At 68.7% G+C, this 26,033-nt stretch carries 26 protein-coding genes and 1 pseudogene; 18 read left to right on the top strand and 9 right to left on the bottom strand.

Translation table 11 applies throughout. The features are described from left to right. On the top strand, window positions 1-496 hold a 496-nt coding region (locus tag SALMUC_RS01755), incomplete at its 5' end, for an IS66 family transposase (protein WP_037370958.1). 28 nt (window positions 497-524) lie between these two features. Here the strand turns inward: SALMUC_RS01755 and SALMUC_RS29415 are convergent. From SALMUC_RS29415 to ettA, 3 genes and pseudogenes are all read right to left on the bottom strand, one after another. Beyond that, window positions 525-704 (bottom strand): annotated as a pseudogene (locus SALMUC_RS29415) (energy-dependent translational throttle protein EttA); the annotation flags it as partial. Between the two features lie 64 nt (window positions 705-768). Continuing rightward, a complete protein-coding gene (locus SALMUC_RS30250; RefSeq protein WP_198014469.1) occupies window positions 769-963 on the bottom strand; it encodes a hypothetical protein in 195 nt (64 codons plus the stop codon). A gap of 166 nt (window positions 964-1,129) precedes the next feature. Next, window positions 1,130-2,785 (bottom strand): energy-dependent translational throttle protein EttA, encoded by a 1,656-nt coding sequence (ettA, locus tag SALMUC_RS01760; RefSeq protein ID WP_020043080.1) that lies wholly within the window; start codon window positions 2,783-2,785, stop codon window positions 1,130-1,132. Between the two features lie 159 nt (window positions 2,786-2,944). Here ettA and SALMUC_RS01765 point away from each other — a divergent pair, with 159 nt between their 5' ends. Together SALMUC_RS01765 and dacB are read left to right on the top strand one after the other, a co-directional pair. After that, on the top strand, window positions 2,945-3,568 hold the full coding sequence (locus tag SALMUC_RS01765) for a nicotinate-nucleotide adenylyltransferase (protein ID WP_020043079.1): 624 nt from the start codon (window positions 2,945-2,947) through the stop codon (window positions 3,566-3,568). Window positions 3,569-3,626: 58 nt separating this feature from the next. After that, window positions 3,627-5,129 carry a D-alanyl-D-alanine carboxypeptidase/D-alanyl-D-alanine endopeptidase gene (gene dacB / locus SALMUC_RS01770; RefSeq protein ID WP_020043078.1) on the top strand — a complete coding sequence of 501 codons (1,503 nt, stop codon included), beginning with the start codon at window positions 3,627-3,629 and terminating at the stop codon, window positions 5,127-5,129. 18 nt (window positions 5,130-5,147) lie between these two features. Here the strand turns inward: dacB and SALMUC_RS31445 are convergent, their stop codons facing one another. Continuing rightward, complete coding sequence (locus SALMUC_RS31445; RefSeq protein ID WP_020043077.1) at window positions 5,148-5,273, bottom strand: hypothetical protein; 126 nt, start codon at window positions 5,271-5,273, stop codon at window positions 5,148-5,150. 187 nt (window positions 5,274-5,460) lie between these two features. Further along, complete coding sequence (locus tag SALMUC_RS01775; protein ID WP_020043076.1) at window positions 5,461-5,886, bottom strand: tellurite resistance TerB family protein; 426 nt, start codon at window positions 5,884-5,886, stop codon at window positions 5,461-5,463. A gap of 97 nt (window positions 5,887-5,983) precedes the next feature. On the opposite strand from SALMUC_RS01775, the gene SALMUC_RS01780 reads away from it, so the two are divergent. Both SALMUC_RS01780 and SALMUC_RS01785 read left to right on the top strand, forming a co-directional pair. Next, complete coding sequence (locus tag SALMUC_RS01780; RefSeq protein WP_020043075.1) at window positions 5,984-7,564, top strand: lysine--tRNA ligase; 1,581 nt, start codon at window positions 5,984-5,986, stop codon at window positions 7,562-7,564. Between the two features lie 63 nt (window positions 7,565-7,627). After that, a complete protein-coding gene (locus tag SALMUC_RS01785) occupies window positions 7,628-8,044 on the top strand; it encodes a DUF4864 domain-containing protein (protein ID WP_020043074.1) in 417 nt (138 codons plus the stop codon). Window positions 8,045-8,053: 9 nt separating this feature from the next. On the opposite strand, the gene SALMUC_RS01790 is transcribed toward SALMUC_RS01785, so the two are convergent. Beyond that, on the bottom strand, window positions 8,054-8,953 hold the full coding sequence (locus SALMUC_RS01790) for a CHAD domain-containing protein (RefSeq protein ID WP_021119704.1): 900 nt from the start codon (window positions 8,951-8,953) through the stop codon (window positions 8,054-8,056). A 154-nt stretch (window positions 8,954-9,107) separates the two neighbouring features. Here SALMUC_RS01790 and SALMUC_RS01795 point away from each other — a divergent pair, with 154 nt between their 5' ends. Next, window positions 9,108-11,393 carry a right-handed parallel beta-helix repeat-containing protein gene (locus SALMUC_RS01795; protein WP_020043072.1) on the top strand — a complete coding sequence of 762 codons (2,286 nt, stop codon included), beginning with the start codon at window positions 9,108-9,110 and terminating at the stop codon, window positions 11,391-11,393. Between the two features lie 37 nt (window positions 11,394-11,430). Here SALMUC_RS01795 and SALMUC_RS01800 read toward each other — a convergent pair whose 3' ends face one another. After that, a complete protein-coding gene (locus tag SALMUC_RS01800) occupies window positions 11,431-12,102 on the bottom strand; it encodes a hypothetical protein (protein WP_020043071.1) in 672 nt (223 codons plus the stop codon). A gap of 146 nt (window positions 12,103-12,248) precedes the next feature. Between SALMUC_RS01800 and parA the strand changes: the two genes are divergently transcribed. Together parA and SALMUC_RS01810 are read left to right on the top strand one after the other, a co-directional pair. Further along, window positions 12,249-12,890: a ParA family partition ATPase gene (gene parA, locus SALMUC_RS01805; RefSeq protein ID WP_020043070.1), complete on the top strand. Its 642-nt coding sequence runs from the start codon at window positions 12,249-12,251 to the stop codon at window positions 12,888-12,890. Window positions 12,891-12,925: 35 nt separating this feature from the next. After that, window positions 12,926-13,762 carry a DUF6206 family protein gene (locus SALMUC_RS01810; RefSeq protein WP_020043069.1) on the top strand — a complete coding sequence of 279 codons (837 nt, stop codon included), beginning with the start codon at window positions 12,926-12,928 and terminating at the stop codon, window positions 13,760-13,762. Window positions 13,763-13,817: 55 nt separating this feature from the next. Here SALMUC_RS01810 and fsa read toward each other — a convergent pair whose 3' ends face one another. Continuing rightward, window positions 13,818-14,471 carry a fructose-6-phosphate aldolase gene (gene fsa / locus SALMUC_RS01815; protein ID WP_020043068.1) on the bottom strand — a complete coding sequence of 218 codons (654 nt, stop codon included), beginning with the start codon at window positions 14,469-14,471 and terminating at the stop codon, window positions 13,818-13,820. Between the two features lie 108 nt (window positions 14,472-14,579). Between fsa and SALMUC_RS01820 the strand changes: the two genes are divergently transcribed. The 8 genes from SALMUC_RS01820 (at window position 14,580) to SALMUC_RS01855 (ending at window position 23,435) form a co-directional block, all read left to right on the top strand. Then, window positions 14,580-16,769, top strand: a complete 2,190-nt coding sequence (locus SALMUC_RS01820) for a primosomal protein N' (RefSeq protein ID WP_020043067.1) — start codon at window positions 14,580-14,582, stop codon at window positions 16,767-16,769. A gap of 147 nt (window positions 16,770-16,916) precedes the next feature. Continuing rightward, window positions 16,917-17,714 carry a S49 family peptidase gene (locus tag SALMUC_RS01825; RefSeq protein WP_021119705.1) on the top strand — a complete coding sequence of 266 codons (798 nt, stop codon included), beginning with the start codon at window positions 16,917-16,919 and terminating at the stop codon, window positions 17,712-17,714. 1 nt (window position 17,715) lies between these two features. Further along, entirely contained in the window at window positions 17,716-17,892 is a 177-nt protein-coding gene (locus tag SALMUC_RS30255; RefSeq protein ID WP_198014471.1) for a hypothetical protein, read from the top strand. A 1-nt stretch (window position 17,893) separates the two neighbouring features. Continuing rightward, a complete protein-coding gene (locus SALMUC_RS01835) occupies window positions 17,894-18,859 on the top strand; it encodes a calcium/sodium antiporter (protein WP_020043064.1) in 966 nt (321 codons plus the stop codon). A gap of 15 nt (window positions 18,860-18,874) precedes the next feature. Continuing rightward, window positions 18,875-19,663, top strand: coding sequence for an SDR family oxidoreductase (locus SALMUC_RS01840; protein WP_020043063.1), 789 nt, complete (start codon window positions 18,875-18,877; stop codon window positions 19,661-19,663). 311 nt (window positions 19,664-19,974) lie between these two features. Further along, on the top strand, window positions 19,975-21,852 hold the full coding sequence (gene uvrC, locus SALMUC_RS01845; protein WP_020043062.1) for an excinuclease ABC subunit UvrC: 1,878 nt from the start codon (window positions 19,975-19,977) through the stop codon (window positions 21,850-21,852). 170 nt (window positions 21,853-22,022) lie between these two features. Continuing rightward, window positions 22,023-22,886 (top strand): branched-chain amino acid aminotransferase, encoded by an 864-nt coding sequence (locus SALMUC_RS01850; protein ID WP_020043061.1) that lies wholly within the window; start codon window positions 22,023-22,025, stop codon window positions 22,884-22,886. A gap of 93 nt (window positions 22,887-22,979) precedes the next feature. Then, complete coding sequence (locus SALMUC_RS01855) at window positions 22,980-23,435, top strand: universal stress protein (protein ID WP_020043060.1); 456 nt, start codon at window positions 22,980-22,982, stop codon at window positions 23,433-23,435. Window positions 23,436-23,454: 19 nt separating this feature from the next. Here SALMUC_RS01855 and gdhA read toward each other — a convergent pair whose 3' ends face one another. Beyond that, complete coding sequence (gdhA, locus tag SALMUC_RS01860; protein ID WP_020043059.1) at window positions 23,455-24,807, bottom strand: NADP-specific glutamate dehydrogenase; 1,353 nt, start codon at window positions 24,805-24,807, stop codon at window positions 23,455-23,457. A gap of 163 nt (window positions 24,808-24,970) precedes the next feature. On the opposite strand from gdhA, the gene SALMUC_RS01865 reads away from it, so the two are divergent. Continuing rightward, window positions 24,971-25,534, top strand: a complete 564-nt coding sequence (locus SALMUC_RS01865; protein WP_020043058.1) for a NifU family protein — start codon at window positions 24,971-24,973, stop codon at window positions 25,532-25,534. A gap of 5 nt (window positions 25,535-25,539) precedes the next feature. Further along, a partial coding sequence (tsaB, locus tag SALMUC_RS01870) for a tRNA (adenosine(37)-N6)-threonylcarbamoyltransferase complex dimerization subunit type 1 TsaB (protein ID WP_020043057.1) occupies window positions 25,540-26,033 on the top strand: 494 nt, incomplete at its 3' end.

Here is a 26,033-nt window from a genome sequence, read left to right on the forward strand (position 1 = left end):
GATCGCCGCCGAGGGCCTGCGCCGTATCGCTGAGATCTACAAGGTCGAGGACGACATCCGCGGCATCGAGCCCGGCCAGCGCTTCTCGGCCCGGCAAACGCGAACGGCACCCCTGGTCGCGGCGTTCGGAGAGTGGCTGCAAGAACAGCGATTGCGGGTGTCGGCGAAATCCCGGCTCGGTGAGAAGCTGGCCTATATCCATCGCCACTGGGATGGCCTGCAGACCTTCCTCTACGACGGCCGCGTCGAGATCGACTCCAACGGCGTCGAAAACCTGATCCGCCCTATCGCTCTGAACAGAAAAAATGCGTTGTTCGCCGGTCACGACGAGGGCGGCAGGGCCTGGGGCCGCATCGCGTCACTGATCGAAACCGCAAAGATCAACGGCGTCGAACCATTCGCCTATCTCAAGGCCACCCTTGAGGCCATCGCCGCTGGCTATCCGCAAGGTCGGATCGACGATCTCCTGCCGTGGAACTTCCCGCCGTCAAGCTGAACGCGCGTGGGGCGCAGCCAACGCTTACGAACTTCTTGAACTTCACCCGCGTGGGCTCGAGAGCGTCGGCACCCAGCCGGCGCTTCTTGTCTTCCTCGTGGTCCTCGAAGTTGCCCTCGAACCACTCGACATGCGCGTCGCCCTCGAAGGCCAGGATGTGCGTGCAGATCCGATCGAGGAAGAAGCGGTCGTGCGAGATGACGATAGAGTCGAAAAAAATCGGTCGCGGAGTTGAGAGTATCGAGGCAGTTATCGAACATGGCCGATCATACTTATATTAGGCCCCAAGCTCTCTCAAGCTCTGCCATCTGGTCAAGGATCGCCTGCGCGCGGGCGTCTTTGTTCAATGCGATACTCAGGTTGGCTTCGGCGGTCCAAGGCTGTTCCAGTCTTTTTACGAAGTCCTTTGAAAAATGTGGTCGAATATTTTGGTATTCTTCGGTTTGAAGAAAATCATTATATTCCATTTTGACTAGCGTCCTGCGCACGTTCGCCACCATTTCCCGGCGATGATGCATCCTCTGTTTTTGTTTCTCGCCCCCCCAGTTAGCCCATGGGGAAACGAGTGACGCGACACCTCCGATCAGACCTCCCGAAAATGCCGCCGTCACAATCGAAACCCATTCCAAAGCGTCACCGAGTGAACTTCTTGAACTTCACCCGCGTCGGCTCGAGAGCGTCGGCACCCAGCCGGCGCTTCTTGTCTTCCTCGTAGTCCTCGAAGTTGCCCTCGAACCACTCGACATGCGCGTCGCCCTCGAAGGCCAGGATGTGCGTGCAGATCCGGTCGAGGAAGAAGCGGTCGTGCGAGATGACCACCGCGCAGCCGGCGAAATCGACCAGGGCGTCCTCGAGCGCGCGCAGCGTCTCGACGTCGAGGTCGTTGGTCGGTTCGTCGAGCAGCAACACGTTGCCGCCGGACTTCAGCAGCCGGGCCATGTGGACGCGGTTGCGCTCGCCGCCCGAGAGCAGGCCCACCTTCTTCTGCTGGTCGCCGCCCTTGAAGTTGAAGGCACCGCAGTAGGCGCGCGAGTTCATCTGCGCGTCGCCGAGCTGGATCACCTCGGCCCCGCCCGAGATCGCCTCCCAGACGGTGGCGTCGGCTTCAAGGTCGTCGCGCGACTGGTCGACGTAGGAGAGCTGCACCGTGTCGCCGAACTCGATGCTGCCCGAATCGGGCTCTTCCTGCCCGGTCAGCATCTTGAAGAGCGTCGACTTGCCCGCGCCGTTCGGGCCGATGACGCCGACGATGCCGCCCGGCGGCAGCGAGAAGCTGAGGTCCTCGATCAGCTGCTTGTCGCCCATGTGCTTCGAGAGGTTCTCGACCTCGATCACCTTGGAGCCGAGCCGCTCGCCGTTCGGGATGACGATCTGCGCCTTGCCGACGCGCTCGCGCTCGGACTGGCTGGCCATCTTCTCGTAGGCCGAGATACGGGCCTTGGATTTGGCCTGCCGCGCCTTGGCGCCCTGGCGCATCCATTCCAGTTCGCGCTGCAGGGTCTTCTGCTTGGCCTTGTCCTCGCGCGCTTCCTGCTCGAGCCGCTTGGCCTTCTGCTCCAGCCAGCTGGAATAGTTGCCCTCGTAGGGGATGCCCCGGCCGCGGTCGAGCTCGAGGATCCAGCCGGTGATGCTGTCGAGGAAGTAGCGGTCGTGGGTGACGATCAGGATCGTGCCCTTGTACTCGATCAGGTGGTTCTGCAGCCAGGCGATGGTCTCGGCGTCGAGGTGGTTCGTCGGTTCGTCGAGCAGCAGCATGTCGGGCGCTTCGAGCAGCAGCTTGCAGAGCGCCACGCGGCGCTTTTCACCGCCCGAGAGGGTGGTCACGTCGGCGTCGTCCGGCGGGCAGCGCAGGGCCTCCATCGAGACGTCGATCTGCGCGTCCAGGTCCCAGAGGTTCTGTGAATCGATCTCGTCCTGCAGCGCCGCCATCTCGTCGGCGGTCTCGTCGCTGTAGTTCATGGCAAGCTCGTTGAACCGCGTGAGCTTGGCCTGTTTCTCGGCCACGCCCAGCATGACGTTCTCGCGGACCGTGAGGTTGGGGTCGAGCTCGGGCTCCTGCGGCAGGTAGCCGACCTTGGCGCCCTCGGCGGCCCAGGCCTCGCCGGTGAAATCCTTGTCGATGCCGGCCATGATGCGCAGCAGCGTGGACTTACCGGCGCCGTTTACGCCCACCACGCCGATCTTCACGCCCGGCAGGAAGCTCAGGCGGATGTTCTCGAAGGTCTTCTTGCCGCCGGGATAGGTCTTGGAGACCCCATCCATGTGGTAGACGTACTGGTAGCTCGCCATGATGTCCTCCGGTCGATTACAGGCGCCGTGTATGGCACCGGATCGCGGGAATGCAAATGCCCAAGCGGGCTCTGGCGGGGCCTCGGCGGGGTTTGCGGTTGAATCCCGCGGAGTTTCGGGTGTTTCTGTGCCTTCCTGACGCGGACGGAAAGGCGCGAGATGCCCCTGCAGGCGCATGACACCGGATTCCTGCTGACCCCCGGCCTGCGCGTGGGGCTGCTGGGCGGGTCGTTCGATCCGCCGCACGAGGGCCACGTGCACATCACGCTCGAGGCGATGCGGCGCTTCCGGCTCGACCGGGTGATCTGGCTGGTGAGCCCGGGCAACCCGCTCAAGCCGCGGGGACCGGCGCCGCTGGAGCGGCGCATGGCGGCGGCGCGGGCGATCATGCAGCATCCCCGCGTGATCGTCAGCGATTTCGAGGCGCGGGCGGGCACGCGCTATACCGCCAGCACGCTGCGGGCGATGCGCCATCGCTGGCCGGGCGTGCGCTTCGTCTGGCTCATGGGCGCGGACAACCTCGCGCAGCTGAACCGCTGGGACCGCTGGCGCGACATCATGGAGCAGGTGCCGGTCGGCGTGCTGGCGCGCCCCGGCAGCCGGCTGGCGGCGCGGGGGTCGGTCGCGGCGACGGTCTACCGGCGGTCACGGCTGCCGGGGGCGGCGGCCCCCTGCCTGCCGCGCCGGACGGCGCCGGCCTGGTGTTTCGTGAACGTGCCGCTGGTCTCGCTCAGCTCGACCGAGCTGCGTGCCCGGGCGGTCGCCGGGGACGAGGAAACGTGAAGTCACGGCGCGCGCCTGCGGCTTGTCGGTGGCACGGGCCTGAGGTTACATCAGCCCCATGACAAAGGCGTTTTCGAGACGCGGATTCCTGTCCGCCACCGGCGCGGCGGCGCTGACTTCACTGGCCGGCGCGGCGCATGCCGAGCCTCCCACCGCCTCGCTGCGCCCTGTCGCGCGGGGCGAGGACGTGCGCAAGCGCCTGCAGGCCTCGGCCGAGGAGCTGATCGCGCGGGCCCGGCTGAACGGGCCGACGGGCTTCGCGGTCCTCGATGTCGGGACCGGCGAGACGCTCGAGGCGCACGAGCCGCGCCTGGGCCTGCCGCCGGCCAGCGTCGCCAAGGCGCTGACGGCCTCCTACGCGCTCGATCACCTGGGGCCTGAGCATCGCTTCACCACGCGGCTGATCGCGACCGGGGGGATCACGGACGGCGTCGTCGCCGGGGATCTCGTGCTCGTGGGCGGCGGTGATCCGACGCTCGATACCGATGGGCTGGCCGAGATGGCCAAGGCGATGGGCGCGGCGGGCATCACCTCGGTCGAGGGGCGGTTCCTGGTCTGCGGCACGCACCTCACGCGGTCGCGGTCGATCGATCCGGCGCAACCGGCGCACGTGGGCTACAACCCGGCGGTCTCGGGGCTGAACCTCAACTTCAATCGCGTGCATTTCGAATGGCGCCGGGGCGGTGACGGCTACGACGTGACCATGGACGCCCGCTCGGGGGCGCTGCGGCCGGCGGTGCGGATGGCGAGCATGGGCGTCGTGTCGCGCAAGGGGCCGGTCTACACCTACGACGACGTGGATGGGCGCGACGAATGGACCGTGGCGCGCGGCGCGCTGGGGCAGGGCGGTGCGCGCTGGCTGCCCGTGCGCAAGCCCGAGCTCTATGCCGGCGAGGTCTTCCAGGTGCTGGCCGGTGCCGAACGGGTGACCCTGCGGGCGCCGGAACTGATCGACACGCCCCCTGAGGGCGAGACCGTCGCGTCGCGAGAGAGTGCGCCGCTGCGCGAGATCCTGCGCGACATGCTCAAGTGGTCGACAAACCTCACGGCCGAGGTGGTGGGCCTTTCGGCGACCCGCGTGCGGCTGGGGCGCCCCGTGGCGCTGCAGGAGTCCGCCGCCGAGATGAACGCCTGGGCGCGCGAGACGCTGGGGCTGGAGAACGTGGCGCTGATCGACCACTCGGGGCTCGGCGACCGCAGCCGGATCGCGGCGGTGGACATGGCCCGCGCGCTGGTCGCCGTGCGCGGGCGGCTGGAGCTGAAGCCGCTGCTCAAGGAAATTTCGGTCAAGGACGATGCGCGGCGCGCGATCAGCGATCATCCCGCGACCGTTCGCGCCAAGACCGGCACGCTGAACTTCGTGAGCGGGCTGGCCGGGTTCATCGACATGGCGGACGGCACGGAAATGGCCTTCGCCATCTTTTCGGGCGATCTCGACCGGCGCGCGGCGCTGACCCGGGCACAGCGCGAGCGCCCCGATGGTGCGCGGGCCTGGAACGCGCGCGCCAAGATCCTGCAGCAGGCGCTGATCCGCCGCTGGGGCGTCATGCACGGCAGCTGACGGCGCTGCGAGCCGCGGTCAGATGTCGGCGGTTGCCTGCGCCGGCGCGGGGGCCTTCTGCGTGACGGTCGGGGCGGTGGCGCCGAGGATCGGCAGCAGGCACAGCAGCAGCGTGCAGAGAACGGTGAATCCGAGCCGGGTCATTCAATATCCCTCCGGTATCAATAACTGGACCAATGTGGCGAAAAATGCCTGACGTCCGATTACCATAATACTGCAAATTCTCGCAGTCCGGAAATCCCGACCTTCGTCGGTCGGCGGGAGGTCGCCGCAGGGGCGGCACGGTTCGGTTCGTTCGGAGGGGCGCCCGGCGCGGGCCGGGCGGTGCGGATCAGGCCGACATGTGGCGGGCGCGGGCCCCGCGCTCGATCGCGGCGGCGTGCAGGCGGTCGAGGTTCAGCTCGTAGCGGATTTCCTCGAGCAGGCGCAGCTCGGGAGTGCGCAGCGTGCCGTCGGCGGCGGCCACGTCGCAGGCCAGCGCGTAGGCGGTCTCGAAAAGCCGCTCGGGGAGGTTGTCGCGGATCAGCCCGAAGAGCGCGTCGAGCCCCTCCTCCTGCTCGAAGAGCTCGAACACCAGCGAGGACATCGCCTTGACCCGTTCGATGTCGTAGTCGGCGAAGACGGGCAGGTTGTTCACCGCGCCGTCGATCTTGACCAGCTCGGCCGTGCGCAGGTTCTCGTCCGAGGCCGAGACGGCGATCATGATCGCCACGAGGCAGTCCTGCGGCGTCAGCGGGTGAGGTTCGGGTTCGGACAAGGCAGTGACTCCGCGTTACAGGGTTGCGGACTATTTATTGACCCCGTCTGCGCGCTGCAATAGGAGGCGGACGCCCCCACACACGAGGAGTGTTTTCATGTCCGATCTGCGCGATGCCGCGATGACCTCGAAGGCCTGGCCGTTCGAAGAGGCGCGCCGTATCCTCAAACGGTATGAAAAGAAGCCCCCCGAGAAGGGGCATGTGCTCTTCGAGACGGGTTACGGCCCCTCGGGCCTGCCGCATATCGGCACCTTCGGAGAGGTGGCGCGCACCACGATGATCCGCCGTGCCTTCGAGCTGATCTCGGACATCCCGACGCGGCTGATCTGCTTTTCGGATGACATGGACGGGATGCGCAAGGTCCCCGAGAACGTGCCGAACCGCGAGGAGCTGCAGGAACACCTGCAGAAGCCGCTGACCAGCGTGCCCGACCCCTTCGAGCAGTTCGAGAGCTTCGGGCACCACAACAACGCCATGCTGCGGCGTTTCCTGGATACTTTCGGGTTCCAGTACGAGTTCTACTCGGCCACCGACTTCTACAAGTCGGGCAAGTTCGACGAGATCCTGCTGCGCTGCGCCGAGAAATACGACGACCTGATGAAGATCATGCTGAAGTCGCTCCGCGAGGAGCGCCAGCAGACCTACTCTATCTTCCTGCCGGTGCACCCGGAGTCGGGCCGCGTGCTCTATGTGCCGGTCAAGCATGTCGACGCGAAGGAGGGCACGATCACCTTCGACGACGACGACGGCGTCGAATACACCGTGCCGGTCACCGGCGGCCACGTGAAGCTGCAGTGGAAGCCCGACTTCGGCGCCCGCTGGGCGGCGCTGGGCGTCGACTTCGAGATGTACGGCAAGGACCACAGCACCAACACGCCGATCTACGACGGCATCTGCCGGACGCTGGGCGTGCGCCCGCCCGAGCATTTCACCTACGAGCTCTTCCTCGATGCCGACGGGCAGAAGATCTCGAAGTCGAAGGGCAACGGCCTGTCGATCGACGAGTGGCTGACCTATGCCAGCACCGAGTCCCTGTCCTACTACATGTTCCAGAAGCCCAAGACGGCCAAGCGGCTGTCCTGGGACGTGATCCCCAAGGCTGTGGACGAGTATCACCAGCAGCTCAAGGCCTTCCCGACGCAGGACGCCAAGGGCCAGCTCGCCAACCCGGTCTGGCACATCCACAGCGACAGCACGGTGCCGCAGTCGCACATGGTGGTGTCCTTCTCGATGCTGCTGAACCTTGCCAGCGCCGCGGGCGCCGAGGACAAGGAGACGATGTGGGGTTTCATCCGGCGCTACGCGCCCGAGGCCGACGCGCATTCGCATCCCGACCTCGACCAGGCGGCGGGTTTCGCGGTGCGGTATTTCCAGGATTTCGTGAAGCCCACCAAGCAGTTCCGCGCTCCCGACGAGACCGAGCGCGCCGCGCTCGAGGACCTGGCGGGCCGGCTGCGCGCCTACGACGGCGAGGTCACGGACGAGGCGCTGCAGACGCTGGTGTTCTCGGTCGGCAAGGACCACGGCTTCGATCCGCTGCGCAACTGGTTCAAGGCGCTCTACGAGGTGCTGCTGGGCCAGAGCCAGGGGCCGCGCTTTGGCGGGTTCATCGCGCTTTACGGGGTGGACGAGACCGTCTCGCTGATCGAGCGGGGGCTCGCGGGCGAGTTCGTCTGACAGCCGGTTTTGACGCGCGGGGCCGGGGCGCTACCCTTCCGCAAGGGAAAGGGAGGTTCGGACATGCGCAACTGGGTATTCGGATGCCTCGCGGCGGTCTCGCTGGCGACTTCGGCGGGCGCGCAGGAGGCGCTGCGCCCCGTGCCGGGGATCGAGGACGTGATCCGGCAGCAGATGCAGGCCTTCTCGCAGGAGGACGTGGCGACGGCCTTCGGCTTCGCCAGTCCGGGCATCCAGGGGATGTTCGGCAGTGCCGGGAATTTCGGCCGGATGGTCCGCGAGGGCTATCCGATGGTCTGGGACAACGACAGCCTGCGCTTCGGCGAGCTGCGCGAGATCGAGGGCGGCCTCTGGCAGCAGGTGATCGTGACCGACGAAAGCGGCGCGCTGCATTCGCTGGACTACCGGATGGAGCAGATCGACGGCGAATGGCGCATCGCGGGGGTGCAGATCCTGCGGGCGCCTGCGCTCAGCGCCTGAGAGGCGGGGTCAGGCCGCCTGGAAGCCCGCGCTTGTCCAGTAGGCTTTCCATTGCTTGGGCAGAGCCTTGACCGGCGGGGCGAAGAACCTGCCGCCGAGGCTCCAGGCGCGATGCGCCAGCTGTTCCTGCCGGTGCCCCGCGAGGCGGCGCAGCTCGGCCGGCGCCTCGCCATCGACATCCGGCAGGTCGAGCGCCTCGAGCCAGGCTAGATAGACGGCGATGTCGTGGTGATCGCCAAGCAGCTCCGAGAGGCGCTTGGCCTCGGTGCGATGGGCAAGCATCGGGCCGGGCCAGGTGCCTTCGAGCAGGCGGGCATGATACCAGTGGTATTTCACGCGCTTGCGCCACTCGTGAAAGGTTTCGGCGGTCGGGTTCTCGCGGGTGTGCTGCATGGCATCGGCGCCGCGCATCCAGGTCTTGCCGACACCGGCCGCCAGCACTTTCGCGGGCTTGCCAGTGACCCGCCAGGTGGCGGCGCGTCCCCGCATCTCTTCCAGCGCGGCGCGCTGCCGGCCCAGGGCCTCGCCCACGGCATCGCCCGGCGCGTGGCGGTTCGCGCTGCGCACGAGGTGACCGCGGATCTCGGCGAAACGGCCGGGCGCGACGTCGGCCGCGTCCACCACGGTGTCATGCGTCTCGATCAGAACGTCGGAGTCGCGCAGACCCGAGGCCATGCCGGCGATGCCGCGCGCCGCCGCGTTCTCGGCCGCGTAATCGTCGAAGCCGGGACGGACCAGACGGAAGAGTCCGCGCAGTTTCTTGCAGCGCTTGCGGACGTCGTGGACCGCCTCCTCGGCGTCGGCGGGATCGCATGTGGTGCTGGCGATGGCGCGGTCGATCTGCTCGGCCGCGATGCGGTGCAGGGCGGCCGTCAGGCTCTTGTCGTGAGGCTTGATCCGATAGGCCATGCGCGTCTCCGGCCGTTGCGTGGGCGGGCAAGGCGCCGTCACGGTGCCGCCAGCAGCTCTTAACGCTTCATTGATACTTGCTGTCCGCGAAAACCGAAACCCGCGTCCGGGTGGCCGGGTTCCGCGCAGTTTGCAGCAGCAAAGGATCGAGGCGATGAATATTGCGGTGACAGATGGCGTGGCGCTCATGCCGACGGCGTTTGCCGAGGGTCTGGATGTCTGGTCGCGCGGCGACGGCAGGCCGGGGTCCGACACCTACGAAGGGCTCGCGACGGCGGCCTTCGTGCCGGCCGATGCCGATTTCGCGGGCTGCCTGGAGATCCAGAAGACCGAGGGAACGCAGAAGCTGCGCTACATGGGGCAGACGCCGATCCTGCCGGGCGTCTACCTGCGCGTCACCGCGCGGGTGAAGGCCATGGCCGGCAGCCTGCCCGAGGTGCGCATCGCGGCATATGCGGCAGACGGTGGCGGTGCGGCGGTCGGCGGGCTGACGACGCAGGGGGCGCCGGTCACGCTGCAGTCCTACGGCGAGGTGGTCGAGGTCAGCGCCATCGTGGGCGTTGGCAACCGCGGCGGCGTCGACCTGGTCTGGGGGCGCGAACCGGCCTACGGACACTTCGGGATCGACCTGACGGGCCCCAACGGCGGGGTCGTGCGTGTCGACGATATCGTCGTCGAGGACGTGACGCGCTTTTTCCTGCGCGACCTGGTCAGCGTGGTGGACGTGCGCGACTACGGCGCCGTGGGCGACGGCAGCACCGACGACAGCGCGGCCTTCGAGGCGGCCGACGCGGCGGCCAACGGACGCCGGGTGCTGGTGCCCGAGGGGACCTTCCGGCTGGCGAATTCCGTGACACTGGAGAGCCGGGTGATCTTTGCCGGCACCGTCACGATGCCCACGGCGGCGCGCCTGTCGCTGACGCGCAACTTCGATCTGCCGACCTATATCGACGCCTTCGGCAACGAGCAGCTGGCGCTGAAGAAGGCGCTCCAGTCGCTGTTGAATAACGCCGACCACGAGAGCCTCGATCTTGGCGGCAGGCGGGTGTCCATCGACGCTCCGATCGACGTGCACGCGGCGGTGGAGAACCGCGACACCTTTTCCCAGCGCCGGGTGCTGCGCAACGGCCAGCTTCGCGCCGAGAACAGCGGCAACTGGGCGCCAACGGCGGTGACCAGCACGGCGACCTATTCCACCGGCAACGACCGGCGGCTGACCAACGTGGCCAATGTCGCCAATATCGAGGTCGGCAGCCTTGTCGAGGGCGCGGGCGTCGGGCGCGAGGTCTATGTCAGCGCGAAGAACGTCGGCACGCAGGAGGTCACCCTGTCCGAGCCGCTCTACGACGCGGCGGGCACGCAGAGCTACACCTTCCGGCGCTTCCGCTACCTGCTGGACTTCAGCGGCTTCACCCAGCTCGAGAAGTTCGAGATCGAGGATGTGGAGTTGCAGTGCAACGAGCAGGCCAGCGGCGTACTGCTGCCGCCGGATGGCACGGTGAACGTGATCCGAAACTGCGTCTTCAACCGCCCGGGGCATCGCGCCATCACCTCGCACGGGCAGGGCTGCCAGGGGATGCTGGTCGACCACAACCAGTTCATCAGCGCCGAGGGTGGTGAGCTCACGCAGAACCGCCAGTCGGTGGCGATCAACACCAATGCCAACGACGTCAAGCTGCGCAACAACCGCGCCTCGCAGTTCCGGCACTTCGCGGTGATCTCGGGGCAGCACTCGGTGATCTCGGGCAACCATTTCTTCCAGGGCGACAGTAACTCGAACGGCATTCGCAGCGCCGGGATCGTGATCTGCCTGACCGCCTGCAACACGACCATCGCCAACAACTACATCGACAACTGTCACATCGAGTGGACCAACGAGCGCGACGCCGAGCCCGATTTCACGGGCGGCTTCGGGTTCGCCGGGCTTTCGGTCACGGGCAACGTCTTCCTGTGCTCGCACGTGGCGCAGTGGTTCTCGTTCATCGTGGCCAGGCCCTACGGCACGGACCACCGGCTGAACGGGGTCAACATCTCGGGCAACACCTTCCGCTGCGTGGGCGGCACGATCAACCGGGTCGAGCGGGTGGATACCTCCTTCGCCGTGCTGAACCACCAGGCGGCGCGCAATGTCGTCGTGAGCAACAACACCTATCACAACGTGGAATACGGCGCCGAGAACCCGTTGCGGGTGCGCCATTCGCAGAACAGCCACGCCGCGACATGGGTGATCGAGACCGAAAACCGGCTGCCCTTCGGCGGGCGCGCGAAGGACGTGCAGGGCCTTGCCCTCACGTCGCGGCCGCGCGACGCGAACAACGTCTCGAAATACGTCACGCCCTACGTCTCGACCGAGGAGGGGCCGGCCGCCGACCGGGTGCATGCGATCTGGCCCGAGCCCATGCGCGGGGATGTCACGCTGACGGTGCGCATGGACAGCTGACGGGCGCCTGACCGGCCGGCGACGGCGCGGCGGCCGGTCAGAATTCCGCCCAGAGCCCGAACATGACGCCCATGTGCTCGTCGCCGCGCAGCCCGTACATGCCACCGACCTCGGCCTTGAAGGTGTCGGTCAGCGGAAAGACCATCGAGGGCGCGAGGCGGGCGAAGGGCTCGGCCAGGGCCGGCGCGCCGGTCTGCATCTGCAGGATCAGCATGCGCCCGCTGTCGAATTTCAGCCCCCAGGTCAGGTCGAGCTTCAGGTCGATCATGGCGCTGCGGGTCCGGATTTCCGCCAGCCCGTCGGCGGCGAGCCAGCCGTTTTCGAGCCCCAGCCCCAACGACAGGCCGGGCTGTAGTGCCGGTTGCCCGAACTTCTGCCCGATCCCCAGTTGCGCCGAGATCTTCGGGCCCCGGTCGCGGTCGCGCAGGGGGTAGCGCAGGAAGGCAAAGGCCTTGCCCGTGCCGCGTTCCGACCGGCCGAGGTCGAGCCCGAGGGTCCAGCGGTCGGTCAGCCCGTGCTCGGCATAGAGCGAATACCATGCCAGCGTGGGCCTGTAGCTCAGCCAGGTCTCGATGCGCTGCGGCCAGGAAAAGCGCGCGGCGGTGCTGACGAAGGTTTCGCCCTGCGGTCGGGGCCATGCGCCCGCGAGGGCGGCGCCCGCCACGAGGGCCGGCGCGAGGCTGAGCAGGAGAACGCGCAGAAGCCGCATCGGGGCCTCCCCGGAAGTGCGCTCCGAGCTTGGCGGGACCTTGGTTAACGCGCGGTTAAGCGCACTGGACCGAGAGCCCGGAATGCCTATGCTGCCCCAAGGGAACATCCGACCGCGCATCAAGCGCGGCAACGCGAGGGGGCAGCATGGCGGGATCGGTCATCACGGTGGCGCAACAGAAGGGTGGCTCGGGCAAGACCACGGTCTCGGCCAACCTGGCCGTCGGCTTCCTGCGCATGGGGCGCAGCGTGGCGCTGGTCGACATCGACCCGCAGGGCAGCCTCGGCCGCTGGTTCATGACCCGGCTCGAGGCCGACGAAAGCGCCGTCGAGGGGCTGGAATTCGCCACGTCGTCCGCCTGGGGCATCACCTACGAGTGCCGCAAGCTGGCCGAGCGCTGCGACGTGGTGATCGTCGACACGCCGCCCAAGGCCGACAGCGACCTGCGCCCGGCCTTGCGGGCGGCGGACCTCGTGGTGGTGCCGGTCTCGATGAGCCACGTCGATCTCTGGGCCACCGAGGGCGTGCTCGACCTCGCGCGGCGCGAGGATCGCGAGACGCTGGTGGTGCTGAACCGCACCCGGCCCAACACCCGGCTGGCGCGCGACGTGGCCGAGGCCGCCGAGAAGATGGAGGCCCGCATCGCCCGGGCGCAGATCGCCAACCGCGTGAGCTATGCCGAGGCCTTCGGGCTGGGACGCAGCGCGGCCGAGGGGCGCAAGACGCCCGCCCGCGCCGAGATCGAGGCGCTGGCCGCCGAGGTGGCGGAGGTGCTCGAGACCGGCTAGACGGGGGCTGCCCCCTGACGGGGCGGGAGTGACCGATGACAGAACTTGCCGCACTGGCCGACACAATCCGCCGCAACCGCGCGACGCAGCCGGTTTCGCGCCTGGGCTATTTCTGCGCCCCCTTCCGGCCGCCCGAGGGGCCGTTCTCCGACCGGGTGATCAAGGTCTACCGGAGCCTGCCCGACGCGGCGGCGCTGGAGCGTCTGGCGCGCTGCCACGGCGATTACGTCGCCGCGCTGCAGGCGGCGGAGGTGCCGCTGCCCGCGACCGAGTTCCAGCTGCTCGAGATGGACGGCGGCCGCGTGCCCGTGATCGTGCAGGAGGCGCTGCCCGAGGCCTCGCTGATGCGGCCGCGCATGCAACGCGCGCCGGCGGAGGAGACGCTGGAAATGATGGAGGCCGCGGGGCAGGTGATCGCGCGGTTCTGGAACGCCACGCAGGGCAGCGAGACGCGCATCGGGTTCCATCCCTCGATCCGCAACTTCGCGATCGTCGAGGGGCGCGCCGTCTTCTTCGACACCTTCCCGCCGCTGATCCACTACTCGCGCGACGAGATGGGGCGGCTGCTGCTGCAGTTCTCGGACAGCCGGCTGATGCGGGTAGTCGGGCCTCTCATGCAGCGGCGCGTCACAGGTATCCAGGACGAGTGGTATTCGCCGCCGGAGACGCTGGTGGGGCTCGTGGGGTCGGCCTGCCGGTTGCGGCCGGAGCTGGCCGAGCGCTACCTCGCCTGGGGCCGCGAGTTCGCGGGCCGCGAGATGCCGCGCTGGGCCGAGGAGGCGACGGAGGGCATGCGGCATGCGCCGCGGCTTCCGGGCTACTGGACCGGCTTCCGCAAGCTGCTGGGCCTGCAGGGCGAGCCCAACCTCTGAGGCATGTCCCGGGGAATTCTCATCCGAAAATTCCCCGGTCGCTCCCCGGCGGGGATCAGACGATCTTGATGCCGGCCTTCTCGGCGTCGGCGACGAAGGCGGCGAGGCCCTTGTCGGTCAGCGGGTGGTTGGCCAGCCCCTTGAGCACGGCCGGCGGCGCGGTGATGACGTCGGCACCGATCTTGGCGCAGTCCGAGATGTGGTTGGGCGTGCGAATCGAAGCCGCCAGCACCTGCGTCTCGTAGCCGTAGTTGTCGTAGATCCGGCGGATGTCGGCGATCAGGTCGAGACCATCGAGGTTGATGTCGTCCATCCGGCCGATGAAGGGCGAGATGAAGGTCGCGCCGGCCTTGGCCGCCAGCAGCGCCTGGTTGGCCGAGAAGCACAGCGTGACGTTCACCATGTGACCCTCGTCCGAGAAGGTCTTGCAGGCGCGCAGACCGTCCAGCGTCAGCGGCACCTTGATGGCGATGTTGTCGGCGATCTCGGCCAGCTTGCGGCCCTCGGCCAGCATCTGCTCGTACTCGGTGGCGACCACTTCGGCCGACACGGGACCGCTGACCATCTCGCAGATCTCGCGCGTGACCTCGAAGATGTCGCGGCCCGATTTCATGATCAGCGAGGGGTTGGTCGTGACCCCGTCCACCATGTTCAGCTCGTGCAGCTCGCGGATCGCGTCGATGTCGGCGGTGTCGACGAAGAATTTCATGTCTGTAAAGCCTCCCAGGCCATGCTTGGCATTCGCTCGCGCGTGTCATACCCCATGTGAGACCGTGCCGGAAGCCCCGCAGGTCATGCGCTAACGGAACCCTCGGCGATGGACGATTTCTACGATTCGGGTGAACTGGTGGCGGTGCTGACGACGCAGCCGCTGGACCGCCTGCTGGACTACCGCGCGCCCGAGGGCGGCTGCTGGCAGGGTGCCTTCGTCGAGGTGCCGCTGGGCCCGCGCCGCGTGGCGGGCGTGGTCTGGGGACCGGGGCAGGGCGGCTTCGACCCCTCCAAGATCCGCCCCGTGTCCCGCGTTCTCGACGCGCCGCCGATGCGCGGCGAGCTGCGGACCTTCCTCGAGAAGGCGGGCGACTACACGCTGACCTCGCTCGGGGCGATGCTGCGGCTTGCCACCCGGGCGCCGGGACTGGGCGAGGCGCCCTCGACGCGCAAGGTATACCGCCTGGGCGAGGGCACGCCCGAGCGGCAGACCGACGCGCGGCGCCGCGTGCTTGAGGTGCTGCGCGACATGGGCGGGCTCTCGCTGACCAAGGGCGAGCTGGCCGAGGCGGCGGGCGTCACGCCCTCGGTGATCGGCGGGCTGGTCAAGCAGGGCTGCGTCCGCGAGGAGGAGGCGCCGCGGGACACCGCCTTTCCGCGCCTCGACCCGGAGCAGCCCGGCAAGCCGCTGACGGAGGACCAGGAAACGGCGGCCACCGACCTGCGCGCGGGCCTTGCCTCGGGCAGCTACGGCACCGTGCTGCTCAAGGGCGTGACCGGCTCGGGCAAGACCGAGGTCTACCTCGAGGCGGTGGCCGAATGCCTCGCGCAGGGGCGGCAGGCGCTGGTCCTGCTGCCCGAGATCGCGCTCACCGCCGAGTTCCTGACCCGGGTCGAGGAGCGTTTCGGCGCCCGGCCGGCGGAGTGGCACTCGGGCGTCACCGTGACCGAGCGGCGCCGGGTCTGGAAGCAGGTGGCGCTGGGCGGCGCGCAGCTGGTGGTGGGCGCGCGCTCGGCGCTTTTCCTGCCCTTCCGCGATCTCGGGCTGGTGGTCGTCGACGAGGAGCACGACACCTCCTACAAGCAGGAGGAGGGCGTGCTCTACAACGCCCGCGACATGGCGGTTCTGCGGGCCTCGATCTGCTCGGCGCAGGTGGTGTTGGCCTCGGCCACGCCCTCGCTCGAGAGTTGGGCCAACGCGGATGCGGGCAAGTATCGCCGCCTGGACCTGACGTCGCGTTTCGGCGCCGCGGTGCTGCCCGAGATGCGCGCCATCGACATGCGGGCCGAGGACCTGCCGTCGAACCGCTGGATCTCGCCCAGCCTGCAGGGGCAGGTGCGGTCGCGGATCGAGAAGGGCGAGCAGTCGCTTCTGTTCATCAACCGGCGCGGCTATGCGCCGGTGACGATCTGCCGGGCCTGCGGGCACCAGCTGGGCTGCGCCCATTGCGACGCGCGCCTCGTCGAGCACCGCTTCCTGAAGCGTCTCGTCTGCCACCAGTGCGGCGAGACCGTCCCGCGCCCCGAGGCCTGCCCGGAGTGCGGCGCCGAGGACAAGCTCGCCGCCGTGGGCCCCGGCGTCGAACGGCTGGCCGAGGAGGCGCGCGAGCTCTTCCCCGAGGCGCGGCTGGCGGTGCTCTCGTCGGATCTCTTCGGCTCGGCCCGCGCGCTCAAGGCCGAGATCGAGGCCATCGCGGCGGGTGGCGCGGACATCATCATCGGCACGCAGCTTGTGGCCAAGGGGCACAACTTCCCGCTGCTGACGCTGGTGGGGGTGATCGACGCGGACCTCGGGCTGCAGGGCTCGGACCTGCGCGCGGCCGAGCGCAGTTTCCAGCTGGTGCGGCAGGTGGCGGGCCGCGCCGGGCGGGCCGAGAAATCGGGGCTGGCGCTGCTGCAGACCTTCCAGCCCGAGCACCCGGTGATCCGGGCGATCCTGTCGGGCGACGAGGAAGGCTTCTGGCGCGCCGAGGCCTCCGAGCGGCAGGCGGCGGGGATGCCGCCCTACGGACGGCTCGCGGGGGTGATCCTGTCCTCGACCGAGTTGCAGGAGGTCTTCGACCTGGGCAATGCCATGGCCCGGCAGGACGCGCCGCTGCGCCGGGTGGGGGCGCAGGTCTACGGGCCGGCGCCCGCGCCCATCGCGCGGGTGCGCGGGCGCCACCGGGTGCGGCTGCTGGTCAAGGCGCCCAAGGGCGTCGCGCTGCAGCCGGCCCTGACGGAGTGGGCGGCGCAGTTCCGGCTCAAGGGCGCGCTGCGCATGGCGATCGACATCGATCCGCAGAGCTTCTTCTGACCGGCGAGGGCCTGCGCCGCCGGCGGGGCGCGGCGCCGCCCTGCGTATTTTCGGGAAAGATGAAGAACGGGGCATCGGCCGGCGGGGCGAGCGGTTCTTTCGGTGCGCGCCTTGCCTGCGGTGCGGGGCGTGTCTACATCAGCCGGCATGAAGATGCGCATTCCCTTCGTCACGCGGCGGCCCACCGTCGCGGTAGTCAGGCTGCACGGCGCCATCGGCATGGCCGGGCGCAGCAGCATCAGCGACGCCTCGCTGCGGCCGCTGCTCGAAAAGGCCTTCACCCGCGGCAAGCCGAAGGCTGTCGCGCTGGAGATCAACTCGCCCGGCGGCTCGCCGGTGCAGAGCTCGCTGATCGCGGCGCGGATCCGGCGGCTCGCGGAAGAGAACGATGTGCCCGTCGTGGCCTTCGTCGAGGACGTGGCGGCCTCGGGCGGCTACTGGATCGCGAGCGCCGCCGACGAGATCCATGCCGACGCCAGCTCCATCCTGGGCTCCATCGGCGTGATCTCGGCGGGCTTCGGCGCCCATGTCTTCCTGCAGCGGCAGGGGATCGAGCGGCGCGTGCATACCGCCGGAGAGTCGAAGTCGATGCTCGACCCCTTCCGCCCCGAGAGCGAGGAGGACGTCGCGCGGCTCGACCGGCTGCTGTCGCAGCTGCACGAGACCTTCATCGCGCAGGTGAAGGACCGGCGCGGCGACAAGCTGGCCGAGGAGCCGGAGCTCTTCACCGGCGAGGTCTGGATCGGGCAGAAGGCCTGCGAGGTGGGTCTTGCCGATGGCATCGGCCACCTCGTGCCCGCCATGAAGAAGCGCTTCGGCGACAAGGTGCGTTTCCGCCGCTACGAGCAGCGCCGCCGCCTGCTGCCGCGCCTCGGCGCCTCGCTCGCGCAGGATGCGCTGGCCGCGGTCGAGGACCGCGCGGCCTTTGCACGGTTCGGGCTCTGACGTGCTGTCGAAGATCGTCGCCATATTCCTTGTCGTGGTTGCCGTCATGGGCATGTTCGGCAAGCTGCGGCTGCCCGGGCGGGAGAAGCTGAGCAACGTCAAGTGCCCCGACTGCGGTCGCTATCGGATCGGCAAGGGCCCTTGTCCCTGCAAGTCGGGCAAGAAGGAACCGCGCTGAGATGGTCTACCTCTATCTGGCGCTCGGCCTCGTGATCCTGCTGCTCGCGGGGGACGCCCTGGTGAAGGGGGCGGTCAACCTCGCCCTGCGCCTGGGGGTGCCGGCGCTGATCGTCAGCCTGACCATCGTGGCCTTCGGCACCTCGGCGCCCGAGCTGCTGATCTCGGTGAAGGCCGCGCTCGAGGGGGTTCCCGGGATCGCGCTGGGCAACGTGGTGGGCTCGAACACCGCGAACGTGCTGCTCGTGCTCGGGGTGCCCGCGCTGCTTGCGGTGATGCACACCAGCGGGCACGACACCCGAAAGAGCTATGTCGTGATGCTGGGGGCGACGGTCTTCTTCATCGCGCTGGCGTTCCGCGGCACCTTCGACCGGATCGCGGGGCTCGCCCTGCTGGCGGCGCTGGCGGCGGTGCTCTTCGATTCCTTCCGCGACGCCCTGCGCCACCGGCGTGACGGCCTCGCGGCTGCCGCGGCCTCCGCCGAGATCGAGGAGGAGGAGCCCGAAGGCGCCGACCCGGACATGCCCGGCTGGAAGATCGCGCTCTTCCTCGTGCTGGGGCTGGTGGGGCTGCCGCTGGGGGCGGACCTGCTCGTGGACGGCGCGACCGAGATCGCCGCAAGGTTCGGCGTGCCCGACACGGTGATCGGCCTGACGCTGGTGGCGTTGGGCACCTCGCTGCCCGAGCTTGCGACCACCGTCATGGCCGCGCTGCGCCGGCAGGCGGACGTGGCGCTGGGCAACGTGATCGGGTCGAACCTGTTCAACCTGCTGGCCATCATCGGGGTGGCCGCACTGATCAAGCCGATGTCCGTCGATCCCGAGCTGCTGCGCTTCGATCTCTGGGTGATGCTGGGCGCCTCTCTCATCCTCTTGCCCTTCGTCTTCCTGGGCCGCGACCTGGGGCGTGTCTGGGGCGTGGTCTTGTCGGCGCTCTATCTGGGCTATGTGGCCCTTGTGCTGAGCTGACCGGAGCCCCTGACCATGACGACAGAGAAACGCGCGCTTGTGACCGGAGCGGGAAAGCGGCTGGGCCGCGCCATGGCGCTGGCCCTGGCCGGGCGCGGCCACGCGGTGGCGGTGCACTATGCCGGCTCCGAGGAGGCCGCCCGCGAGGTGGTGTCCGAGATCGAAGCCATGGGCGGCCGCGCCACCGCGCTGCAGGCCGACCTGCTGGAGGAGGACGAGACGCAGGCGCTGCTGCCGCGAGCGGCCGAGGCGCTGGGCGGGCCGGTCACGGTGCTGATCAACAACGCCTCGATCTTCGACTACGACAACATCTCGAGCGCCACCCGCGACAGCTGGGACCGGCACATGGCCTCGAACCTGCGGGCGCCCTTCGTGCTGACGCAGCAACTGGCCGAACAGATCCCCGAGCCGGGGCGCGACGAGCGGGACGAGCCGGTCGCGCGCGGCCTCGTGGTGAACATGATCGACCAGCGCGTGCGCAAGCTCACGCCCGAGTTCATGACCTACACGCTGGCCAAGTCGGCGCTCTGGACTTTCACGCAGACCGCCGCGATGGCGCTGGCGCCGCGGGTGCGGGTCAATGCCATCGGCCCCGGCCCGACGCTCAAGGGCGCGCGGCAGAGCGAGGATCACTTCGCCCGGCAGCGCGCGGCGACGGTCCTCGAACGCGGTGCGAATCCGGCCGATATCACGGCGGCGCTGGGCTACATGCTGGATGCGCCAGCGCTGACCGGACAGCTGCTTTGCATCGATGGCGGGCAACACCTCGCGTGGCGCACGCCGGACGTGCAGGGCGTGGAATGATGTGCCCGAGGGGCAAGTTTTGCACCGGCGTAGATGCAGTCATGCAAGCGTTACAAAAAATGCATATTTGACAATGGCTTGTTAACGCGGTCAAAAAATAACAAGTAAAAACAAAGCCTTGCAATGGAGCACAAAAAACGGGCAAATCAAGGAAGTCTTAACAAAACAAGGAAAAATTCCAGATGTCTGGAATTTGCCCTCAGAGTTTTCCACAGGATCCGTGGATTCTATTCCGGTTGATTCAGGGGGCCGGGCATTGCAGGCCGCGCCGGGGAATCGGGTAACGTGGCAAGGTGACGAATCGGGCCGACATGAACGAAGCGCAGGAGGGGACCGCAGCGACGCCCCGAAGGGGCCACGCGGTCATCCAGGACTACCTCAAGACACTCGACAGCTCGCCGGGCGTCTACCGCATGCTCGACGATCAGAGCCGCGTTCTCTACGTCGGCAAGGCGCGCAATCTCAAGGCGCGGGTATCGAGCTATGCACGCCCCACGGGGCATTCGCGGCGGATCGCGCGGATGATCTCGGAAACCGCCTCGATGATGTTTCTCACGACGCGGACCGAGACCGAGGCGCTGCTGCTCGAGCAGAACCTGATCAAGCAGCTCAAGCCCAAGTTCAACGTGCTGCTGCGCGACGACAAGTCCTTCCCGAACATCCAGGTCACGACCGAGCACGCCTATCCGCAGATCCGCAAGCACCGCGGCGCCAAGACCGAGAAGGCGGCCTACTACGGCCCCTTCGCCAGCGCCGGCGCGGTGAACCGGACGCTGAACCAGCTGCAGAAGGTGTTCCTGCTGCGCAACTGCTCGGACTCGATGTTCGAGGGGCGCACGCGGCCCTGCCTGCTCTACCAGATCAAGCGCTGCAGCGCGCCCTGCGTCGGCTACATCAGCCAGGAGGATTACGCCGCCAGCGTCAAGGACGCGCAGCGGTTCCTGTCCGGCCGCTCGACCAACGTGCAGGAGACGCTGGCCGCGCAGATGGCCGAGGCCTCCGAGGCGATGGAGTTCGAGCGGGCGGCGGCGCTGCGTGACCGCATCCGCGCGCTGACGCAGGTGCAGTCGGCGCAGGGGATCAATCCGCGCGGCGTGGCCGAGGCCGACATCATCGCCCTGCACATGGAGGGCGGGCAGGCCTGCGTGCAGGTCTTCTTCATCCGCGCCAACCAGAACTGGGGCAACCGCGACTTCTATCCTCGCGTGGGCGAGGACGTGGAGCCGGCCGAGGTGCTCGAGGCCTTTATCGGCCAGTTCTACGACACCAAGGAGCCGCCGCGCCTGCTGCTGCTCTCGCACGGGATCGAGAACCCCGACCTGATGTCCGAGGCCCTGTCGGAGAGGCTGGGCCGAAAGGTCGAGATCGCGGTGCCGCAGCGGGGCGAGAAGGCCGAGCTGATCGAGGGCGCGGCACGCAACGCGCGCGAGGCGCTGGGCCGCCGCATGGCCGAGACGGCGACGCAGGCGAAGCTGCTGCGCGGGATGGCCGAGGCCTTCGAGCTCGAGGCGCCGCCGCAGCGGATCGAGGTCTACGACAACTCGCACATCATGGGCACCGACGCGGTGGGCGGCATGATCGTCGCCGGGCCCGAGGGGTTCATGAAGAACCAGTACCGCAAGTACAACATCAAGGGTGACGAGCTGACCCCGGGCGACGACTTCGGCATGATGAAGGAGGTGCTGCGCCGCCGCCTGACCCGGCTGCAGAAGGACGATCCCGACCGCGAGAAGGGGCTCTGGCCCGACCTCATGCTGATCGACGGCGGCGCGGGGCAGGTGAGCGCCGTGGCCGAGATCATGGCCGAGCACGGGGTCGAGGACGTGCCCTTCGTGGGCGTCGCCAAGGGCATCGACCGCGACGCCGGCAAGGAGGAGTTCCACCGCCCCGGCCAGCGCCCCTTCGCGCTGCGGCACAACGACCCGGTGCTCTACTTCGTGCAGCGCCTGCGCGACGAGGCGCACCGCTTTGCCATCGGCACCCACCGGGCCAAGCGCTCCAAGAGCCAGATGTCGAACCCGCTCGACGAGGTGCCCGGCGTGGGCGCCGCGCGCAAGCGCGCGCTGCTGGCGCATTTCGGCTCGGCCAAGGCGGTGAGCCGGGCCGATCTTGCCGACCTCAAGGCGGTCGACGGCGTGAGCGCGGCGCTGGCCGAACGCATCTACGCCTTCTTCCACGAGGCGGGCTGAGGCGACGCGCTCCGGGCCCTTCGAGGCGATATGACCTCCTCGAATGACCTTTCCATGACCACTGCGCGGTCCGTTGTCGCGGCAGGCCCGCCGTTGAAGGCGGTCAGTCTGGACCTTCCGTGGCGCGGCCCGTAACTTGTCGACAATTTCCACGGCACAACGAGGCACGCATGTCGATCGGCAGCAATATCCGCACGTATTTCGAGGGCACATGGCACGAGGGTGACATCCCGGTCATGAAGGCCGCCGACCACGGCGCCTGGCTGGGCACCACGGTCTTCGACGGGGCGCGCCTCGTCGACGGCCTCGTGCCCGACCTCGAAGCCCACTGCGCGCGGGTGAACCGGTCGGCCGCGGCGCTGATGCTGACGCCCACGGTCCCGACCGAGAAGATGGTCGAGATCGTGATGGAGGGCCTCGCGCTCTACCCGGCGGACGCGGCGATCTACATCCGGCCGCAATACTGGGGCATCCACGGCGATCCCACTGCGATCATTCCGGACGGCTCGGAAACCGGTTTTGCCATCTGCCTCGAGGAAATCCCGATGGCGCCCCCGACCGCGACCACGACGCTGGGCCTCACCCGGTTCCGCCGGCCCGTGCTCGAGACCGCGGTGGTCAACGCCAAGGCGGGCTGCCTCTATCCCAACAACGCTCGGATGCTGGCCGAGGCGCGCGGCCGCGGCTTCGACAACGCGCTGGTGGCCGACGCCATGGGCAACGTCGCCGAAAGCGCCACCGCCAACGTCTTCATGGTCAAGGACGGCGTGGCCTTCACGCCCATCGCCAACGGCACCTTCCTTGCCGGGATCACCCGGGGGCGGCACCTGTCGAACATGCGCTCCGCCGGCATGGAGGCGCATGAGGCCGTGCTGACCTTCGACGATTTCCGCGAGGCCGACGAGGTGTTTCTGTCGGGCAACCTGCACAAGGTGACCCCGGTGACCGGCTTCGAGGACGTTTCCTACCAGGTCGGACCGGTGACGCGCCGCGTGCGCGACCTCTACTGGGACTGGGCGCGCAGCGCCGCCTGAGCGATGGGGGCGGGCAGATAGGGCCAGCCCTCACCGCTGCCGGTTGCCAGTCTCCTCGCCCTGCGCCATGATCCGCGGGGAAGGAGAGCCCTGATGCGCAAGTTCCTCGTGGTGCTCGACGACAGCCGCGAATGCCTCAACGCCATGCGCTTCGCCGCGATGCGCGCGGCGCGGACGCAGGGTGGCGTGGCCATCCTGTCGATCATTCCGCCCGACGAGTTCAATCACTGGATCGGCGTGGGCGAGGTCATGCGCGAGGAGGCGCGCGAGCGCATCCATGCGCATTACGAGGTCTTCGCGAAGTGGATGCGCGACCGGCAGGGTGTCGACCCCGAGCTCGTCATCCGCGAGGGCGATACCGTCACCGAGATTCTCGCGCAGATCGCGGCCGACCCGGACATCGGGGTCCTGGTGCTGGGCGCGGCCTCGGGCAAGAAGGGGCCGGGGCCGCTGGTCAGCCAGATGACCAAGAACTCGGGCAGCCTGCCGATCCCCGTCACCATCGTCCCGGGTGACCTGTCGAAGGAGCGGCTCGAGGGCATCACCTGAGCCGCCCGTACGGCGCGTGTCAGATCGCGCCGAAGGCGCTGATCGCATTCGCCAGCTTGCGGTAGCCCGCCACGTTGGCGCCGAGCCGGTAATCCAGCCGCCCGTCGCTCGTGCGTCCTTCCTCGGCCACGGTGTCATGGATCCGGCGCATGATGCCGCGCAGTGCGTCGTCGACCTGTGCCGCGTCCAGGAACTGGCCGTGGGCGTTCTGGCTCATTTCCAGCCCGGAGATCGCCACGCCGCCCGCGTTGGCTGCCTTGCCCGGCGCGTGGATCAGTCCCTTGCGGGACGACAGGCTCACCGCGCCGGCGGTCAGCGGCATGTTGGCACCCTCGGCGATCATCCCCGCGCCCGCGTCGAGCGCGGCGCGCAGCTCGGTCTCGTCGACCTCGTTCTGCGTCGCGCAGGGCAGCAGCACCTCGGCCTCGACCTGCCCCCAGGGCGCGCCGCCTTCCAGGTAACGCAGTCCGCGCTGCCCCGAGAGCTCCGACAGGTTGCCGCCCGCTGCCTTGGTCCGCCGCACCCGGTCGACCGTGTCCTGCGTCAGCCCGTCCTCGGCCAGCAGGGCGCCCGAACTGTCCGAGAGGCTGACCACCCGCGCGCCCTCGCGGATGGCCAGCTCGGCGGCATGGGTGGCCACGTTGCCCGCACCCGAGATGGCGACGCGCCGTCCCTCGAGATCGCTGTCCTGGTGGCGCAGCATGGCGCAGACGAAGTAGATCAGCCCGTAGCCCGTGGCCTCGACCCGCAGGGCGCTGCCGCCAAAGCTCTCGCCCTTGCCGGTCAGCGCGCCGTGGAACTCGCCGCAATGACGCTTGTAGGCGCCGAACATCCAGCCGATCTCGCGCGGGCTCACGTTGATGTCGCCGGCGGGGATGTCCCGGTCGGGGCCGATGTACTTGCAGAGCTCGCCCATGAAGGCGTGGCAGAAGCGCATGATCTCGCCCCCGCTGCGCCCGCGCGGGTCGAAGTCGGCGCCGCCCTTGGCTCCGCCCAACGGCAGCCCGGTCAGCGCGTTCTTGAAGCACTGCTCGAAGCCCAGGAACTTGAGCACCGAGAGGCTGAGGTCCGGGTGGAACCGCAGCCCGCCCTTGTAGGGGCCGATGGCGTTGGAGGTCTGCACCCGCCAGCCGCGATTGATGCGCGTCTGCCCTGCGTCGTCCTCCCAGACCACGCGGAAGGCGATGACGCGGTCCGGCTCGCTGAGGCGATCCAGCACGCGGGCGGCGGCGAACCCGGAGTGCGCCTTTTCGACGGTGATGACGTCGCGCGCGATCTCCTCGGCGGCCTGGTGGAACTCGGTCTCGCCCGGCGAGCGGGCACAAAGGCGCTGCATGAAGGTCTCGAGCAGCGAGTCGCGGCGGTCTGTCATGGGTCATCCTTGGCTGGCACCGGGTTCAACGGGGCAGGGGCGCCGTGGTTCCTCCCGCAAGCGGTGGCCGGGGCGCCGCGACAAGTTTAGAATCGTTCCAATCCTTGACGCCGAGCCGAGGGAGGCGCATATAGGGACGACGCCGGAGAAAGGTAGCTCTCAGATGTTCATTCAGACCGAATCCACACCCAACCCCGCAACGCTCAAGTTCCTGCCGGGCCAGACCGTGCTGGAGTCGGGGACCGCGGACTTCCCCAGTGCCGAAGGTGCCGCAGCCTCGCCGCTGGCGCAGCGTGTCTTCGCGGTCAAGGGCGTCGTGGGCGTCTTCCTGGGCAGCGATTTCGTCACCATCACCAAGGACGACACAGCCGACTGGGATCACGTCAAGCCGGCCGTCCTGGGCGCCATCATGGAGCATTTCCAGTCCGGCGACCCGGTCATGGCGGGCGAGGCCGAGGCCAGCTCGGGCCATGCCGAGCACCATGGCGAGGACGGCGAGATCGTCGGCCAGATCAAGGAGCTGCTCGACACCCGTGTGCGCCCGGCCGTGGCGCAGGACGGTGGCGACATCACCTTCCACGGCTTCGAGCGCGGCGTCGTCTACCTGCACATGCAGGGCGCCTGCGCGGGCTGCCCCTCGTCCACGCTGACGCTCAAGATGGGCATCGAGAACCTGCTGCGCCACTACATCCCCGAGGTGACCGAGGTGCGCCCGGTCGCGGTCTGATCCGCATGGGCGCCCCGCTGGTCCTGGGCTTCGACACGTCGGCCGCGCATTGCGCGGCCGCTTTGCTGTGCGGCGACACCCTGCTCGAGGCCCGAGCCGAGGAGATGTCCCGCGGCCAGGCCGAGCGCCTCGTGCCGCTGCTCGAGGAACTCCTGACAGGGCAGGGGGCCGCGTGGTCCGATCTCGCGCGTATCGGCGTGGGCACCGGTCCCGGCAACTTCACCGGCATCCGCATCGCCGTCGCGACCGCACGAGGGCTCTCGCTGGGCCTGCGCGTGCCCGCCATCGGCGTGACCAGTTTCGAGGCAGTGCACCTCGAGGCGCCCGGCGCCACGGCGGCCGTGCCCGCGACGCGCGGGCGGGTCTACCTTTCGCGCGCGGACAGCGCCCCTGAGTTGGTCGAAGAGGCAGCCGCACCCCCCGATCTCGCATGGCGCCCCGGCCCGGCCGAGCTCGCCGCGCGCATCGCCCGCCTCGCCGCCAGCGGAACGCCCGGCGC

This window comes from Salipiger mucosus DSM 16094 (genome assembly GCF_000442255.1).
Classification (GTDB): Bacteria; Pseudomonadota; Alphaproteobacteria; order Rhodobacterales; family Rhodobacteraceae; genus Salipiger; species Salipiger mucosus.